Genomic DNA, 24,931 nt, shown 5'->3' with positions numbered 1-24,931 from the left:
GATCGTCGGCAACGGCTTTGCGCACAAACGGCAGGCATGTGATGCTTGCCGTTTTTGCGCCAAAGGCTTTCTCTGCCATGTCGACTTTTTCTACTCAAACGCCTGCCCTGATTCGCATCGCCGCAGCGCTGTTGCTTAACACTGACGGCCAGACCCTGTTGGTGCGCAAGCGCGGCACCACGGCGTTCATGCAGCCGGGCGGCAAGATCGAAGCGCACGAGTTACCGGTGCATGCGCTGGCACGTGAGCTGGAAGAGGAATTGGGTTTGCAGATCGATTCGGCGCAAGCGACGTTTCTCGGCCAGTTTTCCGCCCCCGCCGCCAACGAGCCGGGATTCGTTGTACAAGCAGAGATCTTCCAGCTGACCATCGACGCTGAGGTCACACCGGCAGCAGAAATCGAAGAGGTCATCTGGATCGATCCGGCCACTGATCCTGCGGTTGATCTGGCGCCATTGACACGCGACCTGATCCTGCCGTTTTATCGCCATTCGCTCACAGCAATTGCCTGATCATCCACGCAAGGGACTTTGCCATGATCCCGCTTCAAGACCTGCTGATTTTCGCCGCCGCCGCGTTGCTGATGGTACTGACACCGGGGCCGAACATGATCTATCTGATTTCACGTTCGATCTGCCAGGGACGCCGGGCCGGGGTGACATCCTTGTTGGGCGTGGTGGCGGGGTTCTTTGTGCATCTGTTTGCGGCGGCCGCCGGTCTGACTGCGGTTTTCCTCGCGGTGCCGGTGGCTTATGAAGTGTTGAAGTGGGCCGGTGCGCTCTACCTGTTGTGGCTGGCCTGGCAAGCGGTAAAACCCGGCGCGCGGTCGCCGTTCGAAGCGCAACAACTGCCACCGGACTCGTCGCGCAAACTGATCACCATGGGCTTTCTCACCAGTGCGCTGAACCCGAAAATCGCGGTGTTCTATCTCTCGGTGTTTCCACAGTTCATCAGCCCTGAACACGGCTCGGTGTTCACCCAAAGCATCATCCTCGGCCTGACCCAGATCAGTGTCAGTTTCTGCGTCAACCTGTTGATCGCAGTGTTTGCGGCAGGCATTGCCTCCTGGTTCGTACGCTATCCGACGTGGCTGGCGGTACAGCGTTATTTCATGGGGTTCGTGCTGGGCGCACTGGCCGTGCGGCTGATGCTTGAGCAACGCAGGACGGCGTGAACATGTGGATCGAACGGCTGGACGCCAGTCATGCGCTGGCTTATCGAGAATTGATGCTCGAAGCTTACGATCGCCACCCGCAGGCGTTCACTTCCAGCGTGCGCGAGCGCGCGGCGATGCCGTTGAGCTGGTGGGAAGGGCGCCTGACCAGCAAGCTTGACGTGGTGCTTGGCGCTTTTGAAGGTGGCACGCTGGCCGGTATCGTCGGCCTTGCCTTTGAGCCGCGCGAGAAAGCCCGACATAAAGCCACCTTGTTCGGCATGTACGTCTCGGCCGACTTCCGCGAGCATGGCCTGGGATTCGAACTGGTCCAGGCGGCACTCGCCGAAGCGCAGAAGCATCCTGCCTTGAAACTCATTCAATTGACGGTCACCGCCGGCAATGAGGCCGCCTTCAACCTCTATCAGCGCTGCGGGTTTATTCAGTTTGGTCTGGAGCCTTTGGCCGTGAGGGTGGGCGAAGACTATTTCGACAAGATCCACATGTGGCGCGAGGTCAGCATGCAACAGAACAGGGACGAACCAATCGATCTGCCCTTGTCCGGCTGTTGATCAAGGGTATTCAAGGTCAGGCAATGGTCCGGTATAAACCGGCAGTTCGGGATCGGCCTCGGGCGCGCTCATGACGCCGCCTGCTTCAGTGTTCAATCGCACGACTTTTATGTTCCGTATACCGAAGTCGTTGCCGTGGCTGCCATCCTGGGAATTGGTGATGTACAGGCGTGCCACCTGTCGTTCGGTGATGGTGAAGGCATTCAGAAAAAGGTACCAGATGCCATTCTTGGGCACTTCACGGCGGTCACCAGGCGCCGTCGCCAGACTGGTCGCTGCGCACAGGATGGGGTTGATCAAGTGCGGATCTGGGCTGTCGGCAACATGGGTGCCTTCAAACGTGAATCGGTACTGTCCGGGGATGAACGAGAAGTCGCGATAGAGCACCGCCCCGGCAAAACCGGTCGGGGCGCCGACGTCGGTGAAGTTGAAAAACGCGGTCACCCATTGATTGCTCATGGGGAACTGGCGGATAGAGCCGGAGCGCGCGCCGGTATGGGTGATCCAGCCGTTATAGGCGGCATCGGCCAGCGACGTGTAGTGATCCTCCCATTCCCGCGGTTTTGTGTTGATGACGATAGAACCCGTCGCCGACACCTGGCTGTTGCCCAATTGATCGACGATCCGGGCATTTACTTGATGCGTGCCGTCACCGATCTCCTTGAGTTCAGCCGCGGTCAGGGTGTACGTGATCGGATTGGCTGGAAAAACATAGGGGATTGTTTTGCTCCAGGTCCCGACCGTCAGTCTCACGTCGTCATATTGGCGCGGGTAACTGCGGGTAAAAGTGAATGTGGGCAGCTGTGTCAGGCTGACACTGGGCGGATGGCTGACGGTGATTTCGCAAGCCGGGTAATGGAACAGCACGTTCAGCACCGGGGTCGAGTCGTTGTGGTTTCCGCTGGGCCGGGTCACCCGGTAAAACAGCGTATTGGCGCCATCCACCAGCCATCCCCAAGGCAATTCCATTTCTATCCGGTCGTTCTCTTCGCCTTTCCTGATGTTCTTGATCACCGAGGTTTGCTTGCCGTTGGCCCACAATTCCACGGAGTCGCCGATGGCCAGTGTGGTCGCAAGCGTCGTCAGCGGATCAATCACCATGTACAGGCTGCTGGACGGCGAATGAATGCTAAGGGGAATGCCGCCGTGATGGGTTCCAGCCGGCAGCACGGGCGTCCTCCATCCCGGAATGAACATGGGCAGAAGCGCCAGCGCTTCGTTCGCCTGCGATGAATGGAGCGTGCTGTTCATCTTCTATCCTCGGGCCAAGGGTGCCGGAACCGGTTCGGGGCAGGCACCATCAGAGCGCGATAGCAGCGGTGTGTCACCTGTCAGACCTGACAGGTGAGGGTGGTTTCAAGACCAATGGTCATTCAGCACCTGCAGTGAACATTTTTGACACTCAGCGAACCGCGCTGACACCGTCCAGGGTCGAGAACGAGGTGTCCTTGGCGGTCAGGAGGAAATCGCGCATGTACGGCGCATCGAGCATGTCCGCACGAATCGCCGCGTACAGGGTGGCAAACAGGCCTTTCTCGCCGAGGCGCTTGGCCTTTACGTAACCACGCGAGCTGTACTCATGCAGCGCCCAGTGCGGCATGCCGCAGACGCCACGGCCGCTGGCAACCAGTTGCATCATCATCACCGTCAGCTCGGAAGTGCGTACCTGTGCAGGCTCGATGTCGGCCGGTTCAAGGAAACGGGTGAAGATGTCCAGGCGATCGCGTTCTACCGGGTAGGTGATCAGGGTTTCGCTGAGCAGGTCTTCGGGGACGATATACGGTTTGCTCGCCAATGCATGTTGATTGGCCACTGCGAGCATGGCTTCGTAGGTGAACAGCGGCACGTAGGTGATGCCGGCGATTTCCAGCGGATCGGAAGTCACCACTAGATCGAGATCGCCACGGGCGAGTGCCGGTAGCGGCGCGAAGGAAAACCCCGAGGCCAGATCGAGTTCGACTTCCGGCCACGCGTCGCGGAACTGGTCGATGGTCGGCATCAGCCACTGAAAGCAGCTGTGGCATTCGATGGCCATGTGCAGACGCCCGGCAGTGCCACCCGCCAGCCGGCTGATGTCACGTTCGGCGGCGCGCAGCAGCGGCAGTGTCGCGTCAGCCAGTTGCAGCAAACGCAACCCGGCGCTGGTGAAACGCACCGGTTTGGTTTTACGTACGAACAAGGGCATGCCCATGCGTTCCTCCAGTTCCTTGAACTGGTGGGACAGGGCCGATTGGGTCAGGTGCAGACGGTCGGCGGCGTCGACCAGGCTTTCGGCTTCGCGCAGGGCGTGCAGGGTTTTCAGATGACGGATTTCAAGCACTGCAGGCTCCATGAAACAAATTTGTGATAAGAGTGATTGCGGTGAGTTTGTCTCATGTTGGTGAAGCTGTCGACCAGCATGCCTTTCTTCGTGTCCGGGGGGTATGTCGGCGGAGCACCGGCGATGCTCCGCCGCTTTTACCTACAGCTTTGAAAAGTGCCGAATGCCCAGCGCTCTACCGACATCGCCACGCCAGATCGCCTCGACCTGCGCGCCACTTGCTGCCTGCGCCTGCTGCCATTGCAGACCAAGGTTGCGCTGCTCGGGCAGTTTCAAGTGGGCTTTGACGAAGTCCTCGAAAGGTACTTTGTCCGACGTGTAGTGAAAGTGCGCATACCAGAGCGCGCGTGGCGGATTAGCGGTCAGATCGCGCACCTCGTACTCCTGGAGAAAGTCTTTGCGCCCGTCGACTCGTTTGCCCAGTGCGCGCAGTGCGCCTTCCTTGCGGATATCGACTTTTTTCTGTTGCAGCAGATAGTCCAGATATCCCTCGGTAGGTGTTCTGCTGCGCAGTGACTGGTCGATGCGCAACGTACGGCCGAGGCTTACCAACTCCTGAGCCTTGTCCTGCAATTGCACGACCAGCGGCTCGTCTGGCGAAAGCCGCGCGATGGCGTTCGCACGGGTACTCAGTTCTGTCGATTCACTGCCGAGCATGTGTTCCAGATCGATTGGCAGCATGTCCTGGCGCGCGTAACCGGTGACTTTGCTGTTATAGGCGGGTAAGGCGGCGAGACGCTTGCGGGCTTCGCTCAGCAGGGGTTGTACGTTGGTTGGCAAGGATTGAGCAGAGGCCGCGGGTTGCGCGTCCAGATGGTACTTGCCGCTCGAACGCGGCAGCCAGGTTTCCCGGTAACCGTCGAGTCCTGCGATGGTGAACCGCTTTTGCCGGGTCCCGGCATCAATACTTTCGATACCGATCAGCAATTGGTTGTCCTCGGTTTCAAACAACTGCTTGCCGCCCGCTTCTTTGGGTTTGATCGCGGGACGTTGCTTGATCGCTTGACGGGCATGCTGTTCAACCTGGGTCAGACCGTCGAGAAACGCCTTGACCTGCTCGAGATCCAGGTGCTGCGGATAACCCAGCGTCCAGGCGTTCAACTGACGGCGAAAGCCGGCGTAGATTTCCAGGCAGTCCTCGATCACACGGTTGCGTTGGGCAAGGCTGGCATGAACTTGAGGTAAATGATGTTGCGTCAGCAGCGCACGTCCGACCTTGCCCCGGGCTTCTTTGAGTTGCACGTGAAAGTAGACCCAGGACAGGTCGGCGACCGCCTCGTAGTGGGTAATGATCTCCAGAAGGTGCGCGGTTCTGAGGTAATAGTGCGTGGTTTCGCCAAACCTCAGGTTGAGCGGCGCGAGTTCCGCCGTCATTTTGGCTTTATGCGTCTTGTTGGTGATGCGGCTATTCCACAGATTGGCCTGTTCGATGAGCCCGTGCTGGTGATCGAACTCCTTGAGGAAGTTTTTGCGCACAATCTTGCGTTGTGCCATGAGGCTGACATGGGCTGGAGTGTTATCGACGGGCGTCGCATCAGACTGCGCCACGAGTTCATCGACATTGTCCAGATGCTCAAGCAGGCGTTGGCGGGAAATGGTCTCGCGCTGCAATGACCGATCAACCTGCATCCATGCGCAGCGACTTTGAATGTCTTTGAGGAGCTGGCGTTTTCCACCATGACTCAGCGGCATTAGTTCGGCAACATTCTGGTATAGCTCCTGAGCCAGTTCGATATCGTTGATACAGGCTGCGTCGACCGTCGCTTCCAGAGTTTTTCGCTCGGTAATGGACAGTTGGTTGTAACGCTCCAGAAGTTGGTTGGAGCTTCGCGTCTGGCTATCAAGGCGCCGGATACAGGCATCGGCAGTGTTGGTCAGGGTCAGTTGCCTGCGCAGTTGGCGATCGGTCCACCAGCGCGGCAACCACTGACGGATGGATTCGGGCCAGAGCGGGTCGAGGCCATTGGCCAAATGCCCGATGGCCGCGCCACCGCCGGCACCGCCGCCGTCCATCAACGTGCCATGCACGGCGTAATGGGTGTTCCATTGACCGGCCTCATCAAGGGCGATCGGCTGTTTATAGGAGCGCGCCCACGTGCCATAGAGCCTCCAGCCGCGCGGGGTGTCGTGCAACTCAATGCGGTAGATGCGACCCTGACGCACCATGAAGTCCCCATCGGGATGGCGATAGACATTGCGATAAATGCCGTGGCTATCGGTTCGCAGACCCGTCAGGGAAATCTCGAACTCATACTCGTAGCCCTTGAAACGATCGAGTGACTGGCGCGCCCATTGCCATGAGGTCGGCATGGCACCGGACTTTGTTGTCAATGCTGTCACGCGGCGCTGGCGGGGTATCAGGCGAACGGCGGCGGGTACCGAGACCGTGCCTGGAAGAATATCCATGGCGGCATCGATCAGGGACAACAACACCGATTCGACTTCCGCCAGACCGTGCCCGATGTCTCCGCGCAGAAACGCCGCAACCGCCAGATTGGCGCTGTTCCAAGCGTCATACAGGGCGACCGAAGCGCCGATGAATGGCAGCATGCCCACAGCCATTTTCAGGTAGTTGAACAGCGTGCCGGACTTCAGTGCGCATGTTTCCAGATACAAAGCGTCATTGGAGCGAGAACTGCTGCGATGAGCTTCCAGCACTCGGCCCATGTGCACATCGAGCAGGTGCGTGGCCAGTGACGTCGAGGTTGGCCAGGCCAGCCCGGTGCCGATCAGCGCGTGGAAATTGCGCAGTTGCGCCTCATTGATCCGGCTGACATGGGTGGCAAAATCGCCGCTCAAGGTGCGCCCGGCCAAGTAGTTGACCATGCTCGCGTCTACGCAACGTTTGAACAGATCCAGACGTGCCTCTTCCAGCGTGGCGTACTGGCGCAGGAAAACGCCGTCGGTGCTGTCCGGCAAATACAGCAGCGTCAAACCGCTGACCTGTTCGACGATAAACGTCACCCCGGCCAGGGTGCTCGGTCCCTGATGGGCGGTGTCCGTGCCGCCGACGGTCAGATGTGCAGGCAACAGCACGATACGTTTGCCGTTGACGGTATACGCCTCCCGCGTCGAGGCATCGATGGCAATCTTCAGCAACGCGTGTCCGGCACTGTCGATATGCCGTTGCAGTACGGCGAACTCGCCTTGCAGCTTGAGCATCAGCCTCAACGGCTCACTAAGGCATTCGCGCCGATACGCCAGGTCGAACGCTGATTCGTCGGGCGCTCCCAGAAAGGCCTGACGGACAAGAGATTCATAATTTCCGGCTAGGTCCAGATCCGTTAATGACTTGCGCAAATAAGCCGGAGTCAATCCGCTTTCCACCGCTTTTCGATCCTGCTCATCTTCGGCGCTGACCTTGACCCGCAGGAATGACAGCCGCCACCACATCGCCTGGTCTATGTTGTCTTGCGCCAGTTCATCGAGCAGCATTTCGCTGCGCCGAAGACTCCCTACCAGAGTGTTGCGTTGCGGTGTGCCGGGCGCTGCGCCGTCGATCAGGGTTTTCTGCCAGGCGGTGCTGTCGGGCAAATCCAGCGTCACGGTCACGCTTCGCTTGAGCGAGAAATCCTTGCGCAGTCGAGCGTCAATGCGTTTTTTGCCGAAGGCAGATCGCGCTGGAAGATCGCGTTCGAGCAACGCATGGGAGCGCTGCATGGCGTGGAGGTAGTCACGGATCAACGTTTTGATGCGCGTAACTTGTGCATTCTCCAGTTTGTCCAGCCAGGCCGGCAGGTTCCCGGCCAGGGCAGCGGTGCGTTCCTGTTCGAGACGATAGGCGAATGCCAGTTCGCGTGCCTGGGACGAGGGCACGGTCAGACGTGTGAGATGTTGTTCGCGCAGTTGTTCCATCGCGGCCGCCCGTTCTCTGGCATGGGAGGGCAGTGGATTGTCACTGATGACGGTCGCTGCCTGCTGCTCGCATTGATACAACTGCTGTTCAAGTACCCAAACGAACGGATTGCCGATTACCGGCGTCAGTTGCAACAGTGATTTCTGGTCATTGGCCGAGTGCTTGAACAGCTTTTGTTCCAGCGCCTGGCGAGAACTGAACCGCTGCAGTCCGCCGAACTGCCCGGGCCAGTAGAGCAACAGGCTTTCAGTGGCATCCGGCTCCAGCGCCCAGGGTGCGGCGATGACCAGGACACCGGTTAGATCCTCAACCTTCGAGTGGTCATCTGCCATTGCCGACAGAGTCACACGGGCAATTACCGTTTCCGGGGAACTCAGTGTCTGCTCGGGCGCGTCCAGCAAGGCAATGATTCGCCGGTGCTCATCGACGGAGAGCTGATTGAGCGTCAGTTGCAGTTCGACCTCGGCGCGCAAGCCGCGCAAGCGGGCCTGATGCAGGGAGTGGTAATGGGCATTGGTGGCGTGACGCAGTTCGAGCATTTTCAGCGGAGCGCGGTGCTCGAGCAGCGCTGAAGCCGCGTTATGGCTGGCGTTTTGCGCCTCGCTCAAGGCGTCGAACTGTTGCGTCAGTTTCTGCCGCTGCGGGGTGTTCAGGCTGGCAGCCACGGCATCGCCGAGTAACTGTTCGAGGGCTTTCTGTTCAAGGGCCAATGCCTGGCTGCGCTGGTTGAAGGGAATGTCGGGGTTTAACAACCCGAACGGGGCGGGTTCGCCGTCGGTGTCCGTAGCGGCGGTCAAGAATGCGGAGGGCGCGCTGATCAGGTCCTGGATGTCGAGCCATGCTGGCGCCGGGTGTTTATCGCCCGGCAGATTGTACAGCGGCTCGAGATTAAGCTTGAGCGGGTCCAGGCCGAGCACCTCTTGCGCCAGCGTGACCTTCTCCAGCCGGGGTTGCCGAGTGCTTTTACGGCAGTGCTCGATCAACCAGTGCTGAAGTTCAGCCTGGTGCTTGAACAGGCTCAACGCTGGCGAGTGTGAAGGCAGATACAAAAAATGAGTGGCGGACAACTCGCCGTCCAGACGAATCAGCAACGCGCCCGGCAGCAGGACATGGCTGTCATCGGCACGCTTGAGCCGTGGTTGCACGACATGCACGTTGCTCACTGCGGTGGCTGCCGGATCAATGAGTCCCAGCAGTGTCTCCGATTGCCCGGTGCTGATGGACCCGGTGGCAAGTGCGAATTGGCAGGCTGCCTCAAAGTGCTGGCGATAGATGTGCAGCGCCTGCTCACGGCGTGAACGTGGCGTACCGGTCGCGCGAGCGCTCCAGTCGCGCTCGCCGGTCAACGGTAATTGAGCCATGAGCTCAAGCCATTGGCGGTGACAGTCGCGCAAGCGCGCGGCAGTGCTCAGGTGGAGGTTTTGGTCGAGGCTCTCAGGCAGTGAAAGCCCGAGGCCGAAGTCGACCGGTGCGGGCGGGGGAAGGTTGGACATGACAACAGAACTCCAAGGGCTTGAAAGACCGGACCTGGCCGGTTTTCAAGCCATTAGAGAGCAGCGCGCGAGGACGAGTGCGGTACATAGTTATCGCATTGAGCGAAACCGCGTCCCTGAGGCGTTTATCTGCCCGTTCCATTGCTCAATTGTTGTACGCGGATGTTGCGTATGGCCATGTCGTTGCCATTGGTCAAGTTCCGCAGGCTGCGAATGTAAAAGGTAGCCTTGCTCGTCACCGCAGTGAATTGCATCTGCAGCAGATAGGGCGTGCTGTCTCTCAATGGCGTAAAAGGCCCGGTCTGCCGCAAGGTATTATCCATGATGGCCAGATCCATCGATGGGTCGTAAAGGCCGGTTGCGCTCCAGTTGAAGAGCTCGGCGCAAAAGCGGTAGGTCGTTCCCGGGGTCACCGCCAGTTCCTTGTACAAGAGAATACCGGCATGGTTGACCGCGCTGCTGGTGTGCGTGAGGAATATGAATCCCCACATGTTCTGTTGGAAGTAGCCGTCGGGCATTGCCGCATTGCCGACGATCCATTTGTTCTGTGGATCGGCGCCCAATGCCCTGTCATCCAGATCCGCCTTGATGGTAACGGTCCAGGTATTGGACGTTTGACCGCCACCCGGCGTTTTGGCCGTCAGCGCATGTGTGCCGAAGCCGACATCGATGTTCATTCGCCAGATCCCGTCAGGGCCGACGGGAACGCTGAGCAATTCGATGTCGTTTCGGTAAATGAGTACGCTACTGTTCGGCGATCCTGTGCCGATCAGCTGTGGAGTGGGATCGTCGCAGCTGCCACCATTGACCACCTGCCCGGTGATGGCGCCATTGTTGTCGATCAACTGGGTAATCGCCGGACGGACAAGACTTTGCGTTTTGATCGTCAATTCGAGCATGGGAAAGAACGCGTCAACGCCTGCACGGTCGCTGAAGTTGGCGATCGAAAGTCCGAATACCTGACTTCCGTCTGTGAACAGTTTCAGCTGCTCCCGATTGATCGTGCCTGCCAGCCCGTTGCGAACGTGGTCCGCGGTAATCGTACCGTCAAACAGTAAGATGACATGGCTGGATTCATTGCCGCTCAGTGCTACGCGAAGTTGCGTGCCGACAGCAATGAACAGATAAGCTGGCAGTGACCAGTGCGCGTCGCCGCTGAAGCTGTTGAGGTTGAGTACTTTGTCGTCCGTCGCTTCTTTGATATTCATACGCGGATAGTTGATTTGCGGATTGGCTACGTCGAGTACTCGGTAGCGACGCAGACCGGAACGCCGATCGGGTTTGCCGCTTTCACTTACGCTGCAGGAAAATGTGACGTCGGTAGCGATGTTCGCTGGAATGGCGGTCGCCGGCAGATTGAACAGTATTTCGCCGCTGCTGTTACCTTGCTGTGGGCTGAGCACCGGACTGCCAAACCCGGGGCGACCGGTGACGGTAAGGGTATAGCGCTTGCTCGAGTTCATTGCCGGATCATGAACGCGCACGGTAGCGGCTTCGCGCGTGTCCAGTGGTTGCACGCGATTGCCGGGTAACGCTTGTAACAGCTCGGGTGCCGGTAGCTGGGCGGCGGCGCCAATGGTGATCGACAGTGACTCTGACTGCACCACCGGGGTGCCGGGATTTTCGATCTTGTAGAGCGTGGTCAGCGCACTGCTTTCAAATCGCCCGATATATTCGGCAGGTACGGTAAAGACCACCGGCTGGGAGGCATCAACGATGATTTGCGCGAAAATATACAAATGGGTAACCCCGTCGCTCCCTACGACCTGCCAGTACAACTGCACGGTGGCGTTATTGACCAACGGCCAATAGGTGGGGATGCGTATGTGAGCCAGCGAGGTATCGGCGGGCAGCTTTCCATCCTGCTGCTCATCGATGGTCGGCGCGGCGGCGGGCAGGCTAATGCCGCTGATGGTCGCGATATAGGATTTTGAAGAGCTGAGCGTTGCTGCTCTTTGCCGGGTATAGCTGAGTGTCAGACTCCCGCGTATACCGTTCCGGACGAAGCCGTTCTCCAGATCGACGCTCAAAGAGCGGGTATTTCTGTTCACATTGATCTCGGTGATTCGTTCGAGCCTGTCCCCGGCGGCCGTGTTCAACACCATCTTGAGCGTCACAAGGTCACCGTCAGCGAACTGTTCGTTCAGCAGTACCGTGGCTGTCGCGCCGCTCAATTGATCGTGTCTGAGATCATCCGGGTTGCCCGGGGAAGCTTCATCGATGACAGGCGCGGTCAGCAGCATTTCTGTGGGCTTGAGGTCGAGGACAACGGGCGATGACCAACCGCTGTCATTTTCGACGATGTCGACGATTTCGTAGGCGATTACCACTTTGTTCGTGTTGGGCAGGCTGCTCAGCAAGGCAGGCGTCAATTCGAACAGCAGGTCGCCAATGCGGGTGACGGTCTGGCTCAATTGACGAGGGCCGAACATCAGGTAAACCAGATCGCCGACTGCCTGATATTGGTACTGCCGCACCGTGACGTACATCCCCTTGTCGAGCACATTTTTATCGATGACCGTTTCGGATGGGATCGGTAGGGCCAGCCCTTGATTGTTGGGCAAGTCGAGACGGTTATCCTCTTCGCCCGGGCCGAAAGGTTTGTACAGCAGCGGCAGGGACGGCGAGGTCTCCTGGTTTCCGCTCAAGCGTTCAACCTCGTAGTACAGCTGTCGGACTTGCGGAACCGGTACTGGCTGGGCAAATTCGCGCTGCAGTATTTCGGCCGGAAGGTGAAAGGGAACTGGCTGATTGACGTAATCGCCCACCGCGAAAATATCGCCCAGTGGTATCGGTCGCGCGTCTTCCTTCAGAAACAGGCGGATTTTATCCGTCGCCTCCATGTTCATGTAAGGAAAAATGTAGCCCAACAAGCCGCGGCGGTCACTGTTCACCATGTTGCGATTAATGCCTGCAACGTTACTCGGCAAACTTTTGTATCCGACGATGAATGGTGGATATTGCGCCAGCACTCGTAATGGGTTCGGATCCGAGGAAAAAACCAGTAGCTGCGTCGCGGCATTGGCATTTTTGGACAGTTCGGTCATGACAATTGCTCCATCGTGGATTCTGGCGCACCGGTCCTCCTGAACAGGATGGTGCATTCCTTTGCCTGATTGAATACCGCTGGAGGCTGACTGCCTACTGACAGAACTAACAGGTGCAACAGCGTTTTCGACGAGCGGTATTGCCGTATCAGTCGACTGCCGCAACCGCTCGGCGATCTTCATCAAACTGTCACGCAACTGTGGCAGCGCGCTTGAACGAACTTCATCAGACTCGCGCTCTACTGGGGTTCTGCGTTTCGGTGTTTTCCATGCATAAAGGTTTTTCAGCAATCGCGGCCTTGGTGGTCGCGCTGTTGTTCGCGGCGCCGGTATTTGCGGCAGCGCGTTGTGACGTCGATGTACCTACTGAGCACGTTGATCTGCAACAAGTCAGCATTGCCTACCAAAGCATCGGCCGTGCATCGGATCCTGCGTTGCTGTTGGTGATGGGGCTGGGCGGGCAGTTGATCCATTGGCCGGATGAAGTCGTGGTGGCTCTGTGTCAGCAAGGCTTTCGGGTGATCCGCTACGACAACCGCGATGTCGGTCTGTCGACCTGGCGCCAGGCACCGGCCGAGGCCAACCTGACGTTTGAAGTGCTGCGCTACAAACTTGGTCTGCCAGTGGCGGCGCCCTACAGCCTGACCGACATGGCCGACGATGCGTTGGGTTTGATGGATGCGCTGCACGTCGAGCAATTTCATGTGCTGGGTGCCAGCATGGGCGGGATGATCGCCCAGCACATGGCGGCGATGGCGCCGCAGCGAGTCGAGAGCCTGACGCTGATCATGACCACTTCCGGCGCCGAAGGGTTGCCGGCGCCGAGCGCGGCGCTGGTGCAATTGCTGTCGCGACGCGGCGCACCGAATCGGCAGGCCGCGCTGGAGCAGCAGGCTGATTTGTTGGCAGCACTGGGTAGCCCGGCGGTCAGTGACGATCGGCAAGCATTGCTGCAACAGGCGGCGGCGTCCTACGACCGCGCGTTCAATCCTGAGGGCGTGAAGCGGCAGATTATGGCGATCCTCGCCGAACCGAGCCGGGTGGCGCTGCTCAATCAGTTGCGGGTGCCGACGCTGGTGGTGCATGGCACGGCAGATCCATTGCTGCCGGTGATGCATGGCGTGCATCTGGCGGCGCATATTCGCGGCAGTCAGTTGAAGCTGATTCCGGGTCTGGCGCATCGTTTTCAAGAGGCGTTCAAAGAGCCGTTGCTGGCGGCGGTGCTGCCGTATTTGCAGGCGCATCGTGAAGACACTTCGCACTGGGCGCAGATTGAGCCGGTGGTGGGCGGGAATCTGCTGTAACCAGGGTTTGCGGCGCCTTATCGCGAGCAGGCTCGCTCCCACATTGGAACGCATTCCCCGTGTAGGAGCTGCCGCAGGCTGCGATCTTTTGATCTTGAAAAACAAAGTCAAAAGATCGCAGCCTGCGGCAGCTCCTACAGGGGCGTCAGGGTGTATCGTGCGAACTTTCCCTCACGAATTCCCCTGCGAGGTGTGTGATGAGTTCTGCTTTGAAGATCGATTTTGTCAGCGACGTCTCTTGCCCGTGGTGTGTCGTCGGCTTGTATGGCTTGCTTGAAGCGCTGGAGATTCTGCGCAACGAAGTGCAGGCCGAGATCCGTTTCCAGCCGTTCGAGTTGAATCCGAAAATGAGCACTGACGGGCAGAACATCGCCGAACACATCCAGGAAAAATACGGCTCGACGCCGGAGCAGTCGCAAAAGAATCGCGAGGCGATTCGTGCGCGGGGTGCCGAGCTTGGATTTGCCTTTCGCACCGATGGCAACAGCCGCATCTACAACACTTTCGATGCGCACCGCTTGTTGCATTGGGCGGCGCTTGAAGGTGCGCAGTTGCCGTTGAAAGAGGCGTTGTTCAAGGCCTATTTCAGCGATGGCGGCAATCCGTCGGATCACCGGCAACTGGTGCAGATCGCCGAGAGTGTCGGCCTGGATCGCCAGCGTGCGGAGACGATTCTGGCGTCGGACAAGTTCGCCGATGAGGTGCGTGAAGAAGAGCAGCTGTGGCTGCAACGCGGAGTGAGTTCGGTGCCGACGGTGGTGTTCAACGGTCAGTACGCGGTGACGGGCGGGCAGCCGGTGGAGACATTTGTCGGGGCGATTCGGCAGATCATGGCCGAGTCCAAGGGCGGTACCGTCAACTGAAGAGCAAAAGCCCCTCACCCTAGCCCTCTCCCAGAGGGAGAGGGGACTGAGCGGGGGATGCTGGAGTGATACACCGACCTGAGGGTGCTTCGCTGAAGCCATAATCGACTCGGTTTTTCAGGTCGATGTAACTTGAGCGACACCTCGGTCGGCCCCCTCTCCCTCTGGGAGAGGGCTGGGGTGAGGGTCAGCTGTGCAGCCGAACCCAAACGGTCACCAAAACAGTGGCGGCCATCAACCACGCCACCGCCGCCACGGCCAGTGACGCTTCAAGCCGCAATCGATCAACCATCACGTACAACGTCGCCAGATAGATAAAGTACGGAATGATCGACCACATGCCGAACACGATCGTGGTCTTCAGATCTTCAATCGAGCGCCCCTTGCCAACGATGTAATGCGCAATCAGCGCAAACGTCGGAAACAGCGGTATCAGCCCGGCGATGTAATAGTTTCTGGTTTTCGACAGCGCTGCGATGATCACCACCACCGCTGCGCCCAACAAGGCTTTGAAAATCAGGTCCACGTGGTTCTCGCTTAATGGCTCAGGCCGTATTTTTTGACTTTGTCGAACAGCGTGGTCTTGGCCATGCCCAGCTCGAGACTCGCCTGGGTCAGGTTGCCGCCGCTGCGCTGCAAGGCGTCGTTGAGCAGGTTGCGCTCGAACGCTTCCACCGCTTCGGCGAATGCCAGGCCCTGTGCGCCACTGCTGGCACCGGACTTCTTGAACGCTGGCAAACCGAGGGCAAAACGCTCGGCGACGTTGCGCAGTTCACGCACGTTGCCCGGCCAGTCGTGGCTCATCAAATTTGACAGGGTCTGGTTGTCCAGCTCCGGCAGCGCGCGATCAAAACGCAAGGCCGACTGTTGGGTGAAGTGTTCGAACAGCTGCAGGATGTCTTCGCGGCGCTCGCGCAGTGGCGGCAATTCCAGCGTCACCACGTTGAGTCGATAGTACAGATCGCTACGGAATTCGCCGGACTTGCTCGATTCGTCGAGGTCGGATTTGGTCGCCGCGATCACCCGGCAATCCACCGCCACGCTCTGGTTCGAACCGAGGCGTTCGAGAGTGCGCTCCTGCAACACGCGCAGCAATTTGATCTGCAACGGCAGCGGCATGCTTTCCACTTCGTCGAGGAACAGCGTGCCGCCGTCGGCGTGTTCGATCTTGCCGATGCGCCGTTTGCCCGCGCCGGTGAAGGCGTTGGCCTCGTGGCCGAAAATCTCGCTTTCGAAGAGGTTCTCCGGCAGACCGCCGCAGTTCAGCGCGACGAACTGTTTGCTGTGACGACGACTGAAATCGTGCAGGCAACGCGCGACCAGTTCCTTGCCGGTGCCGGTCTCGCCTTCGATCAATACGTTGGCCGAAGTGTCGGCGACGTTGGCGATCAGTTCGCGCAGGTTCTGCATGGCCGGTGAGCGACCGATGATGCGGCCTTCAAGGGAATCGCGTTCGGCCAGTTGCCGGCGCAGCGACGACACTTCGCGGGCAAGGCTGCGTTGCTCCAGCGCTCGCCGTGCGACATCGACCAGACGTTCCGGCGAGAACGGTTTCTCCATGAAGTCGTAGGCGCCTTTCTGCATCGCGCCGACAGCCATGGAAATGTCGCCGTGGCCGGTGATCAATACCACCGGCAGGCTGCGATCACGTTGCTTGAGGCGGGTCAGCAGTTCCAGGCCATCGATGCCTGGCAGGCGAATGTCGCTGATGACGATGCCGGCAAAGTTGTCGCCGACCCGTTCCAGCGCTTCTTCGGCACTGCCGACGCCGACGCAGGGAATGTCTTCCAGCGTCAGCGCCTGCTGGCAGCCGAGCAGCACATGGGGGTCGTCTTCGACGATCAGCACACTAAGTTCGGGGTTCATATTGGCTCGGCAGGTGTAGGGCTTACCAACGGTAAACTGAGGGCAAAGGTGGTACCACCGCTGGCCGGGTGTTCGACACCCAGATGCCCGCCGGTGGCGGCGGCGAAGCTGGCGGAAAGGGTCAAGCCGAGACCCAGGCCCTGTTCGCCAAGTTTGGTTGTAAAGAACGGTTCGAACAGATGCTTGCGCGCTTCGGCATCGATGCCGTGCCCGTTGTCGCGTACACGCAGGCGATACTTGCCGTTGAATTCTTCGCCCTCCAGCCACAGTTCAGGTTGTGGTTGCGCCTGCATGGCGTCGAGGGCGTTGCCGATCAGGTTGACCAGAATCTGTTCGAGGCGGGTCTGGTCGATCTGCACCTGGACGTCGATGAATTGCCGATGCACCTGCAACGCGGCGCTTTCGACCCGAGCGCCGAGCACTTGCAGCGCCGCGTCGACAGCTTTGCCGAGGCTGGCCTGGCCCTGATTGTCGCCGCGCCGGGCGAACGAGCGCAGGCTGGCGGTGATGCGGCCCATACGATCGATCAAGTCGTTGATGGTCTTCAGATTGGTACTGGCGACATCGAGTTGGCCGCGCTCCAGAAAGCGAATGGTATTGCCGGACAGCGTGCGCATCGCTGCCAGTGGCTGGTTCAATTCGTGGGCGATGCTGGTCGACATCTGGCCGATCGCCGCAAGCTTGCCGGCCTGCACCAGCTCATCCTGCGCGCGGCGTAAGGTCTCTTCGGCCTGACGGCGTTCGCGGATCTGACTCTTCAGACGCTCGTTGCTCGCGCGCAGGTCGGTGGTGCGTTCGGTAATCCGACGCTCCAGTTGATTGTTGGCTTCCTGCAAGGCCTCGCGGGCGGCGAGGCGGGTGGCGATGACCTTGCGCCGCTCGTTCCAGGCGATCAGCAGGAACGCCACCAGCGCAAACGCGACGGCGACGAGAATGCCCTGGTTGATCGCTTCGCGGCGCAGATCCTGCAACGGCGTGAGCAGGGTGAAATTCCACGGTGTGTCGGTCAGTGGCCGGGTTTGCGCCAGATAGCTGATGTCGTCTTCGTCGGACTGCAGTTCGCTGTTGGCGGGGAAGGTGAGTTTCTCCACACCCTCAGACAACGTCTCGCGCGCCAGCGGTTGCAGTTCATTGAGCGGGAACCAGTAATACTGCAGGCTGCGGGCGAGTTTCTCTTTGGTCTCTTCGCTCAGCGGAATGACTGACTTGAGCCGTCGGGCGGGATCGCTGGAGAGAATGATGATGCCGTTTTCATCGCTGACGAACGCTTCGAGACGCGCTCGCTGCCAGCGTTCTTCCATGGCTTCCAGGCGCACCTTGACCACGGCGACGCCAATGATCTTGCCGTGTTCTTCGAGGCCGTGGGCGAGGTAGTAACCCGGCTCGCCATTGGTGCTGCCGATCCCGTAGAAACGACCAGGTTCGCCACGCACGGCGCGCTGAAAGTAGGCGCGGAAGGACAGGTCTTCACCGAGATAACTGTCGACATCGCGCCAGTTGCTGGTGGCCATGACACGGCCGGTGGTGTCCATCACGTAGATGGCCCGACTGCGGCTGCGCCGGTTCAGGCCTTCAAGGTAGGCGTTGACCGTTTGCCGGTGTTCCGGGGTCGGGTCGGCCAGCAACTGCGGGACACTGGTTTCGAGTTCCAGCAGGCTGGGCAGATAGGTGTATTTGCTGATCTCGCTTTCGACGGCGCGGGCGTGCAATTCCAACTGACGCTGGCCGTTCTCGCCGAGGCTGCGGATGCCGAAATGTTCACTGGTCCAGAAGCCGATGAAACCCAGTCCGATCATCAGGGTGATGATCAGCGGCGGCAGGAACAAATGACGAATCAGACGGGGCTTCACGGCAAGTGATGGCGGCGCGGCGCGATAGAGATTGGGGTCGCATTTCATCACAGATGCCTTGGGTCAACCACCACAACAGACCTTGCCATTCCCCTGTAGGAGCTGCCGTAGGCTGCGATCTTTTGATCTTTAAAAACAAAGTCAAAAGATCGCAGCCTGCGGCAGCTCCTACAGGGGCCGGCGGTGGTGGTTTTAGTGCTGCAGGATTTTCTCGAGGAAGTGCTGCGCGCGTTCGGAGCGGGCGCTGATGTCGCCGAAGAATTCCTCTTTCGGGCAGTCTTCGATGATCTTGCCGGCGTCCATGAAAATCACCCGGTCGGCCACTTTACGGGCGAAGCCCATTTCGTGGGTCACGCACATCATGGTCATGCCTTCGTGGGCCAGTTGCACCATCACGTCGAGTACTTCGTTAACCATTTCCGGGTCGAGCGCCGAGGTCGGTTCGTCGAACAGCATGACGATCGGGTCCATCGCCAGCGCACGGGCAATCGCCACGCGCTGTTGCTGACCACCGGACAGTTGCCCCGGATATTTGTGGGCGTGTGCGGACAAGCCGACGCGCTCAAGCAACTGCAGACCTTTCTTGGTCGCCTCTTCCTTGCTGCGGCCCAACACTTTGATCTGCGCAATGGTCAGGTTTTCGGTGATGGTCAGGTGCGGGAACAGTTCGAAATGCTGGAACACCATGCCCACGCGCGAACGCAGTTTTGGCAGATTGGTCTTTGGGTCGGCAATTGAAGTACCGTCGACGACGATGTCGCCTTTCTGGAACGGCTCCAGCGCATTGACGCATTTGATCAGGGTCGATTTACCCGAACCGGACGGGCCGCAGACCACGATCACTTCGCCTTTTTTGACCTCGGTGCTGCAATCAGTCAGCACCTGGAAGTCCCCATACCACTTGTTGATGTTCTTGATAGAGATCATACGGCGAACCTTTTTTGCAGACGCTTGACCAGCAGCGAGGCGGAAAAGCTGATGATGAAGTAGACGACACCGGCGAAAATCAGGAACTCGGTGGAGCGGCCACTGAGGTCGCCGTTGGAGCGGGCGGAGTTGAGGAAGTCCACCAGGCCCACGGTGTAGACCAGCGAGGTGTCCTGGAACAGGATGATCGACTGTTGCAGCAGCAACGGGGTCATCTTGCGGAACGCCTGGGGCAGGATGATCAGGCGCATGGTCTGGCCGTAGGTCATGCCCATCGCCTGCGCGGCGGCCATCTGGCCTTTGGGGATCGACTGCACGCCGGCCCGGACGATTTCACAGAAGTACGCAGCTTCGAACATCATGAAAGCCACGACGCAGGAAGTGAACGCACCAATCGGCGTGTCTTCGCCGGTGATCCAGCGCAGCACGAACGGGACCGCCAGGTAGAACCAGGTGATCACCAGCAGCAGCGGGATCGAGCGGAAGTAGTTCACATAAGCGCCAGCCACACGTGACAGCAGTTTGCTGGACGACAGGCGCATCAGTGCCAGGATCGTCCCCAACACGATGCCGCCGACCACGCCCATGACCATCAACTGCAAGGTCATGACCATGCCGTTCCACAGGCCCGGGATAGCGGGGATGATGCCGCTGAAATCGAAGTCCATTATTTACCCCCCACGGAGATCAGGCCGGGCACCGCGACTTTCTTCTCGACCATGCGCATCAGCAACATCAGGCTCATGTTCAGGGTGAAGTAGATCAGCGTGGCCAGGGTGAAGGCTTCAAACAGGTTGGCCGAGAATTCGGCAGTCTGTTTGGTTTGCGCCAGCAGTTCCATCAGGCCGATCAAGGACGCCACGGAGGAGTTCTTGAAGACGTTGAGGAATTCCGAGGTGAGCGGCGGAATGATGATGCGGTAGGCCTGGGGCAGCAGCACGTTCCAGTAGATCTGCGGCAGCTTGAAGCCCATGGCACGAGCGGCCGATTCCTGGCCGCGTGGCAGCGCCTGGATGCCGGTACGCACTTGCTCGCAGACGCGGGCGGCGGTGAACAGACCCAGGCAAACGACAACGCTCAGATACGCCGAGGTGGTCGGGTTGAGGTCTTGCTTGTACCAATCCTGCAGGTTTTGCGGCAGCAGGTCGGGTACCAGGAAGTACCAGATGAACAGCTGAACCAGCAGCGGCACGTTACGAAACAGTTCGACGTAGCAGGTCGCGATGCCCGATACGATGCGGTTCGGCACGGTGCGCATGACCCCCAGAACGGAGCCAAGCAACAAGGCGACAATCCATGCCACGACAGCGATGGCAATGGTCCAGCCCAGACCGGCGATGTACCAGTCGAGATAAGTCTCGCTGCCAACGCCGGTGGACTTGAAGAACACGCCCCAGTCCCAGTTGTAATTCATTAGGGTCTCCCCTCGAGATCGATCGATGTACAAGTACCTGTTTGGGGAAGATCCTTTCCCGCCCGACGTTGAACGCCAGGCACACGCGATCGGCTCGGAAACCGCCAGGTCGAGTGTTCCAAAACAAAGCCAGCAGGTAGTAACTGACGCCTGAGGGAGAGTCGGTTCCCTCAGGCGATAAGGTTAGATCAGAGTCAGATTTTTACGTCAGGCGCTGGCTTGTCGCTCGGATTGGCGATCAGCTCCTTGAACTTGTCGCTCATCGGGAAGTTGAGGTTCAGGCCTTTAGGTGGGATCGGGCTCTCGAACCACTTGCTGTAGATCTTGTTGATCTCGCCGGACTTGTACAGGCCGACAATTGCGTCATCCACGGCTTTCTTGAAGGCCGGGTCGTCTTTGCGAACCATGCACGCGTAGGCTTCGAAGGACTGTGGAGTACCGGTGATGACCCAGTCAGTCGGCTTCTTGGCCTTGGCTTCTTCACCGGCCAGCAGGGCGTCGTCCATCATGAAGGCAACGGCGCGGCCGCTTTCCAGCATGTTGAAGGATTCGCCGTGGTCCTTGGCGGAGATGACGTTCATGCCCATCTGCTTGTCGGCGTTCATCGCTTTGATGATGCGCTCGGACGTGGTGCCGGCGGTGGTCACGACGTTCTTGCCTTTCAGGTCGGCAAAGTCAGCGTAGGACGGCTTGCCATCCTTGTCTTTCTTGACCAGCAGACGGGTGCCGATTTCGAAGATGTTGACGGTGAAGTCGACTTGCTGGGCGCGTTCGGTGTTATTGGTGGTGGAGCCGCACTCGAGGTCCGCGGTGCCGTTCTGGATCAGCGGGATACGGGTTTGCGAGGTGACGAGGTTGTACTTGGCTTGCAGGTCGGGTTTGTTCAGGTCTTTTTTCAGGGCTTCAACGATAGCCATCTGAATGTCGTGGGAGTAGCCCACTGGTTTGCCCGAAGCGTCTGCAATGTAGGAAAACGGAATGGAGCTGTCGCGGTGAGCGAGCGTGATGGTGCCGGATTCGTTGATTTTCTTCAGGGTGCCGGTGAGTTCGGCGGCGAAAACTGGCGTGCTGATCAGAGCGGCAGCAATGGCTGCGCCCAGGATATGGGGAACGATGCGCATCAAATTTTCCTCGACATTGTTTTTTTTATGGAGCCAGTTCGTCGGCCCTTTTGTGCTTCGAATGCCTGACGGCTCCTGAAGTGTTGGCTCAACAGGCATTCGTCGAGAGAGTGTAGAGCATGAGTCGTGCCAGACCAGTCTCGATTGGTTAAGTTGATGATTTATAAAGTGATTAAAGTTTTATGGCGAATTTTTTTGTATGAGTGGATCCGGTTAACCGAATTGACCAGGGAGTCTCGTTCGGAAAACCGAACGGTGAAGAGCCCCTCACCCTAGCCCTCTCCCGGAGGGAGAGGGGACTGACCGGGTTGTATGGGCGAGATGCACCGACTTGGGATCCCGAGTCGAACTCTAGTTTCGAAGCCTATGAAGATCGGCTCCCTTTCCCCTCTACCCCTTGGGGGAGAGGGCTGGGGTGAGGGGGAAAGATCTCACTGACCCAACCAGTGTCAATAAACCCCCAAAACAAAAAAGCCCCTGAACCTTACGATTCAGGGGCTTTTTGTTTAACCGATGTTCAGATCACGCCGCTTCAATCTTGCTACGGTTGTGTTCGACCTTACCCAGATACACCGCAAGCTTCTCCTGCTCAGCCGGAGTGGTGAACAACCCCAGCTTGCTACGGCGCCAGAGAATGTCGTGCGCAGTGGTCGCCCACTCTTCGCTGCACAGGTAGTCGACTTCCCGGGTGTAGAGCCCGCCACCGAGGTGTTCGCCCATGTCGGCGAGGGTTTCCACGCCTTCGAGCATGCGCCAGGTGCGGCTGCCGTAGGTGGTCGACCAGCGACGCGCGATCTCGCTCGGCACGAAGTCGAACTTGTCGCGAATCAGTGCGCTCAAGTCCTGTGGCGTGGTCATGTCTTCGCCGCCGGGCAGGGTGGCCGTGGCTGTCCAGCTCGGGCGCATCTGGGTGAAGAACGGCAGCAGTTGCGCCATCGCCGATTCGGCGAGTTTGCGGTAGGTGGTCAGCTTGCCGCCAAAAACCGAAAGCAGTGGCGCTTCTTCGCTGTTGCCCGACAAGGCCAGGGTGTAGTCGCGGGTAACGGCCGACGGGTTGTCGGATTCGTCGTTGCACAGCGGGCGTACGCCCGAGTAGCTGTGTTGAATGTCGTCGCGGCTGATCTGCTTCTTGAAGTGCGCGTTGACCACTTTCAGCAGGTACTCGGTTTCGCCATCGGTGATTGCCACTTTTGCCGGATCACCGGTGTATTCACGGTCGGTGGTGCCGATCAGGGTGAAGTGGTTCAGGTACGGAATGGTGAAAACGATGCGCTGATCTTCGTTTTGCAGAATGTGCGCGTGATCGCCTTCGTACAGTTTCGGCACGATGATGTGGCTGCCCTGAATCAGACGGATGCCGTACGGCGATTCCATCTTCAAGTCATCACGGATGAACTTGGCAACCCACGGGCCTGCCGCGTTGACCAGTGCCTTGGCGGTGATCGAAAACAGGCTGCCGTCGGCACGTTCCAGGTTCAGGTGCCACAGGCCTTTGGCGCGACGGGCGCTAACGCAACGGGTCTGGGTGTGGACGTGGGCGCCTTTTTCGCGGGCGGCCAAGGCATTGAGTACTACGAGGCGGGCGTCGTCGACCCAGCAATCGGAGTATTCGAAGCCTTTCCTGATTTCGCTTTTCAACGCGCTGTCGGCGCCGAACTTCAGGCTTTTCGAACCTAGCAGTTTTTCGCGTTTGCCGAGGTTGTCATACAGGAACAGGCCGGCACGAATCATCCACGCCGGGCGCAGGTGCGGACGGTGCGGCAACACGAAACGCATCGGTTTGACGATGTGCGGCGCCTTGGCCAGCAACACTTCGCGCTCGGCCAACGCTTCACGCACCAGACGGAATTCGTAATGTTCGAGGTAGCGCAGGCCACCGTGGATCAGCTTGCTGCTGGCCGACGAAGTGTGGCTGGCGAGGTCGTCCTTTTCGCAAAGGAACACCGAGAGACCGCGACCGGCGGCATCCGCTGCGATTCCCACGCCATTGATCCCGCCGCCGATGACGGCGATGTCGTAGATCTCGGAGATTGGGGGCGTACGCAAGGTAGAGGTGGACATCGGCTGGCCTCGGGCTCTTTTGATTTTCTGTCTTGGAAATCGAACATTAATGTTCATTTGCGAAAATGGTAGCCCATAAAGACGCGCGCAGCCAGTCACGTTCGATTGAAAAAACTCATCGAAGGGCAGGAAAAAGAAAATTTTCGAACATGAAAAGCAAAAGATCGCAGCCTGCGGCAGCTCCTACAGGGTTCACTTGACCTGTAGGAGCTGCCGAAGGCTGCGATCTTTTGATCTTGGGGGGGTTAAACCACTTCCAGACGAATCTTGTGCTGGCTCAACAACTGCGCCAACGCCGGCACTGGCTGCTGATCGGTCACCAAACAATCAATCAGACTGATCGGCCCCAACCGGATCATCGCGTTGCGCCCGAACTTGCTCGAGTCCGCCGCCAGAATCACCTGTCGCGCATTGGCAATGATTGCCTGCGAAACCCGCACTTCCTGATAATCGAAGTCGAGCAAGCTGCCGTCTTCATCGATGCCGCTGATCCCGACCAGGGCAAAATCAACCTTGAACTGATTGATGAAATCCACGCTCGCCTGACCGACGACACCGCCGTCACGACGCACGTTGCCGCCGGTCAGCAGCACGTCGAAGTCATCCTTGGCACTGAGCATCGACGCTACGTGCAGGTTGTTGGTGATGATCTTCAGGTGGTTGTGATTGAGCAGGGCGCGGGCAATCGACTCGGTCGTCGTGCCGATATTGATGAATAGCGAGGCGTGATCGGGAATCTGTGCGGCGATGGCTTCACCGATGCGTTGTTTTTCATCGCGCATCTGATCAGCGCGCATCGCATAGGCAGTGTTTTCGACGCTGGAATCATAGGCGGCGCCGCCGTGGTAGCGACGCAGCAGATTGGCTTCCGCGAGCTGATTGATGTCGCGGCGGATGGTTTGCGGGGTAACAACGAACAGCGTGGCCATTTCCTCGATGCTCACATAGCCGCGTTCGCGGACCAGCTCGAGGATTTGCTGCTGACGGGGAGGCAGATTCATGGGGCTTCCTTTGGGCTGCCGTGCAAAATTTGCCCATGATGCCGCAGGAATCCGCTCCCGACCAGTTAGATGCCTATCTGGAA

Annotated in this window: 18 protein-coding genes; 5 read left to right on the top strand and 13 right to left on the bottom strand. The window is 58.9% G+C overall.

The features are described from left to right. Nucleotides 1–77: 77 nt before the first annotated feature. From ACIPZE_RS10535 to ACIPZE_RS10525, 3 genes are read left to right on the top strand one after another with little or no spacing between them, the layout of a single operon-like run. Entirely contained in the window at nucleotides 78–512 is a 435-nt protein-coding gene (locus ACIPZE_RS10535) for an NUDIX domain-containing protein (protein WP_283439331.1), read from the top strand. A 23-nt stretch (nucleotides 513–535) separates the two neighbouring features. Then, nucleotides 536–1,174, top strand: coding sequence for a LysE family translocator (locus tag ACIPZE_RS10530; protein ID WP_400772751.1), 639 nt, complete (start codon nucleotides 536–538; stop codon nucleotides 1,172–1,174). Between the two features lie 2 nt (nucleotides 1,175–1,176). Continuing rightward, the gene (locus ACIPZE_RS10525) at nucleotides 1,177–1,725 is read left to right on the top strand and encodes a GNAT family N-acetyltransferase (RefSeq protein WP_400772750.1); all 549 of its coding nucleotides are present in this window, start codon (nucleotides 1,177–1,179) and stop codon (nucleotides 1,723–1,725) included. Here ACIPZE_RS10525 and ACIPZE_RS10520 read toward each other — a convergent pair whose 3' ends face one another. From ACIPZE_RS10520 to ACIPZE_RS10505, 4 genes are all read right to left on the bottom strand, one after another. Then, on the bottom strand, nucleotides 1,726–2,976 hold the full coding sequence (locus tag ACIPZE_RS10520) for a hypothetical protein (RefSeq protein ID WP_283439328.1): 1,251 nt from the start codon (nucleotides 2,974–2,976) through the stop codon (nucleotides 1,726–1,728). A gap of 151 nt (nucleotides 2,977–3,127) precedes the next feature. Next, nucleotides 3,128–4,045, bottom strand: coding sequence for a transcriptional regulator MetR (gene metR / locus ACIPZE_RS10515; RefSeq protein WP_129395340.1), 918 nt, complete (start codon nucleotides 4,043–4,045; stop codon nucleotides 3,128–3,130). A 141-nt stretch (nucleotides 4,046–4,186) separates the two neighbouring features. Continuing rightward, nucleotides 4,187–9,394, bottom strand: a complete 5,208-nt coding sequence (locus ACIPZE_RS10510; protein WP_400772747.1) for a dermonecrotic toxin domain-containing protein — start codon at nucleotides 9,392–9,394, stop codon at nucleotides 4,187–4,189. A gap of 125 nt (nucleotides 9,395–9,519) precedes the next feature. Then, the gene (locus ACIPZE_RS10505) at nucleotides 9,520–12,441 is read right to left on the bottom strand and encodes a hypothetical protein (protein ID WP_400772745.1); all 2,922 of its coding nucleotides are present in this window, start codon (nucleotides 12,439–12,441) and stop codon (nucleotides 9,520–9,522) included. Nucleotides 12,442–12,710: 269 nt separating this feature from the next. Between ACIPZE_RS10505 and ACIPZE_RS10500 the strand changes: the two genes are divergently transcribed. Beyond that, complete coding sequence (locus tag ACIPZE_RS10500) at nucleotides 12,711–13,745, top strand: alpha/beta fold hydrolase (RefSeq protein WP_400772744.1); 1,035 nt, start codon at nucleotides 12,711–12,713, stop codon at nucleotides 13,743–13,745. Nucleotides 13,746–13,942: 197 nt separating this feature from the next. Further along, entirely contained in the window at nucleotides 13,943–14,608 is a 666-nt protein-coding gene (locus tag ACIPZE_RS10495; protein ID WP_400772742.1) for a DsbA family oxidoreductase, read from the top strand. 187 nt (nucleotides 14,609–14,795) lie between these two features. On the opposite strand, the gene ACIPZE_RS10490 is transcribed toward ACIPZE_RS10495, so the two are convergent. The 9 genes from ACIPZE_RS10490 to ACIPZE_RS10450 form a co-directional block, all read right to left on the bottom strand. Further along, nucleotides 14,796–15,125, bottom strand: coding sequence for a GlpM family protein (locus tag ACIPZE_RS10490; protein ID WP_283439488.1), 330 nt, complete (start codon nucleotides 15,123–15,125; stop codon nucleotides 14,796–14,798). A 20-nt stretch (nucleotides 15,126–15,145) separates the two neighbouring features. Then, nucleotides 15,146–16,474: a sigma-54 dependent transcriptional regulator gene (locus tag ACIPZE_RS10485; protein ID WP_283439324.1), complete on the bottom strand. Its 1,329-nt coding sequence runs from the start codon at nucleotides 16,472–16,474 to the stop codon at nucleotides 15,146–15,148. Further along, complete coding sequence (locus ACIPZE_RS10480; protein WP_283439323.1) at nucleotides 16,471–18,372, bottom strand: ATP-binding protein; 1,902 nt, start codon at nucleotides 18,370–18,372, stop codon at nucleotides 16,471–16,473. Before ACIPZE_RS10480 ends, ACIPZE_RS10485 begins: the two co-directional genes overlap by 4 nt. A 144-nt stretch (nucleotides 18,373–18,516) precedes the next feature. Next, nucleotides 18,517–19,251, bottom strand: coding sequence for an amino acid ABC transporter ATP-binding protein (locus ACIPZE_RS10475; RefSeq protein ID WP_283439322.1), 735 nt, complete (start codon nucleotides 19,249–19,251; stop codon nucleotides 18,517–18,519). Continuing rightward, a complete protein-coding gene (locus ACIPZE_RS10470; RefSeq protein ID WP_400772739.1) occupies nucleotides 19,248–19,919 on the bottom strand; it encodes an amino acid ABC transporter permease in 672 nt (223 codons plus the stop codon). The genes ACIPZE_RS10475 and ACIPZE_RS10470 overlap by 4 nt, the downstream gene beginning before the upstream one ends. After that, a complete protein-coding gene (locus ACIPZE_RS10465; protein ID WP_129395332.1) occupies nucleotides 19,919–20,665 on the bottom strand; it encodes an amino acid ABC transporter permease in 747 nt (248 codons plus the stop codon). The genes ACIPZE_RS10470 and ACIPZE_RS10465 overlap by 1 nt, the downstream gene beginning before the upstream one ends. Nucleotides 20,666–20,859: 194 nt before the next feature. Beyond that, complete coding sequence (locus tag ACIPZE_RS10460) at nucleotides 20,860–21,786, bottom strand: glutamate/aspartate ABC transporter substrate-binding protein (protein ID WP_400772738.1); 927 nt, start codon at nucleotides 21,784–21,786, stop codon at nucleotides 20,860–20,862. 522 nt (nucleotides 21,787–22,308) lie between these two features. Then, nucleotides 22,309–23,847, bottom strand: a complete 1,539-nt coding sequence (glpD, locus tag ACIPZE_RS10455) for a glycerol-3-phosphate dehydrogenase (protein ID WP_400772737.1) — start codon at nucleotides 23,845–23,847, stop codon at nucleotides 22,309–22,311. Nucleotides 23,848–24,092: 245 nt separating this feature from the next. Next, complete coding sequence (locus tag ACIPZE_RS10450; RefSeq protein WP_007916700.1) at nucleotides 24,093–24,848, bottom strand: DeoR/GlpR family transcriptional regulator; 756 nt, start codon at nucleotides 24,846–24,848, stop codon at nucleotides 24,093–24,095. Nucleotides 24,849–24,931: the final 83 nt, after the last annotated feature.

The organism is Pseudomonas sp. NPDC089741 (assembly GCF_044748825.1).
GTDB lineage: Bacteria > Pseudomonadota > Gammaproteobacteria > Pseudomonadales > Pseudomonadaceae > Aquipseudomonas > Aquipseudomonas helmanticensis.
Note: the sequence above shows the minus strand (reverse complement) of the source record. Positions and strands in the feature narration are given on the sequence as shown.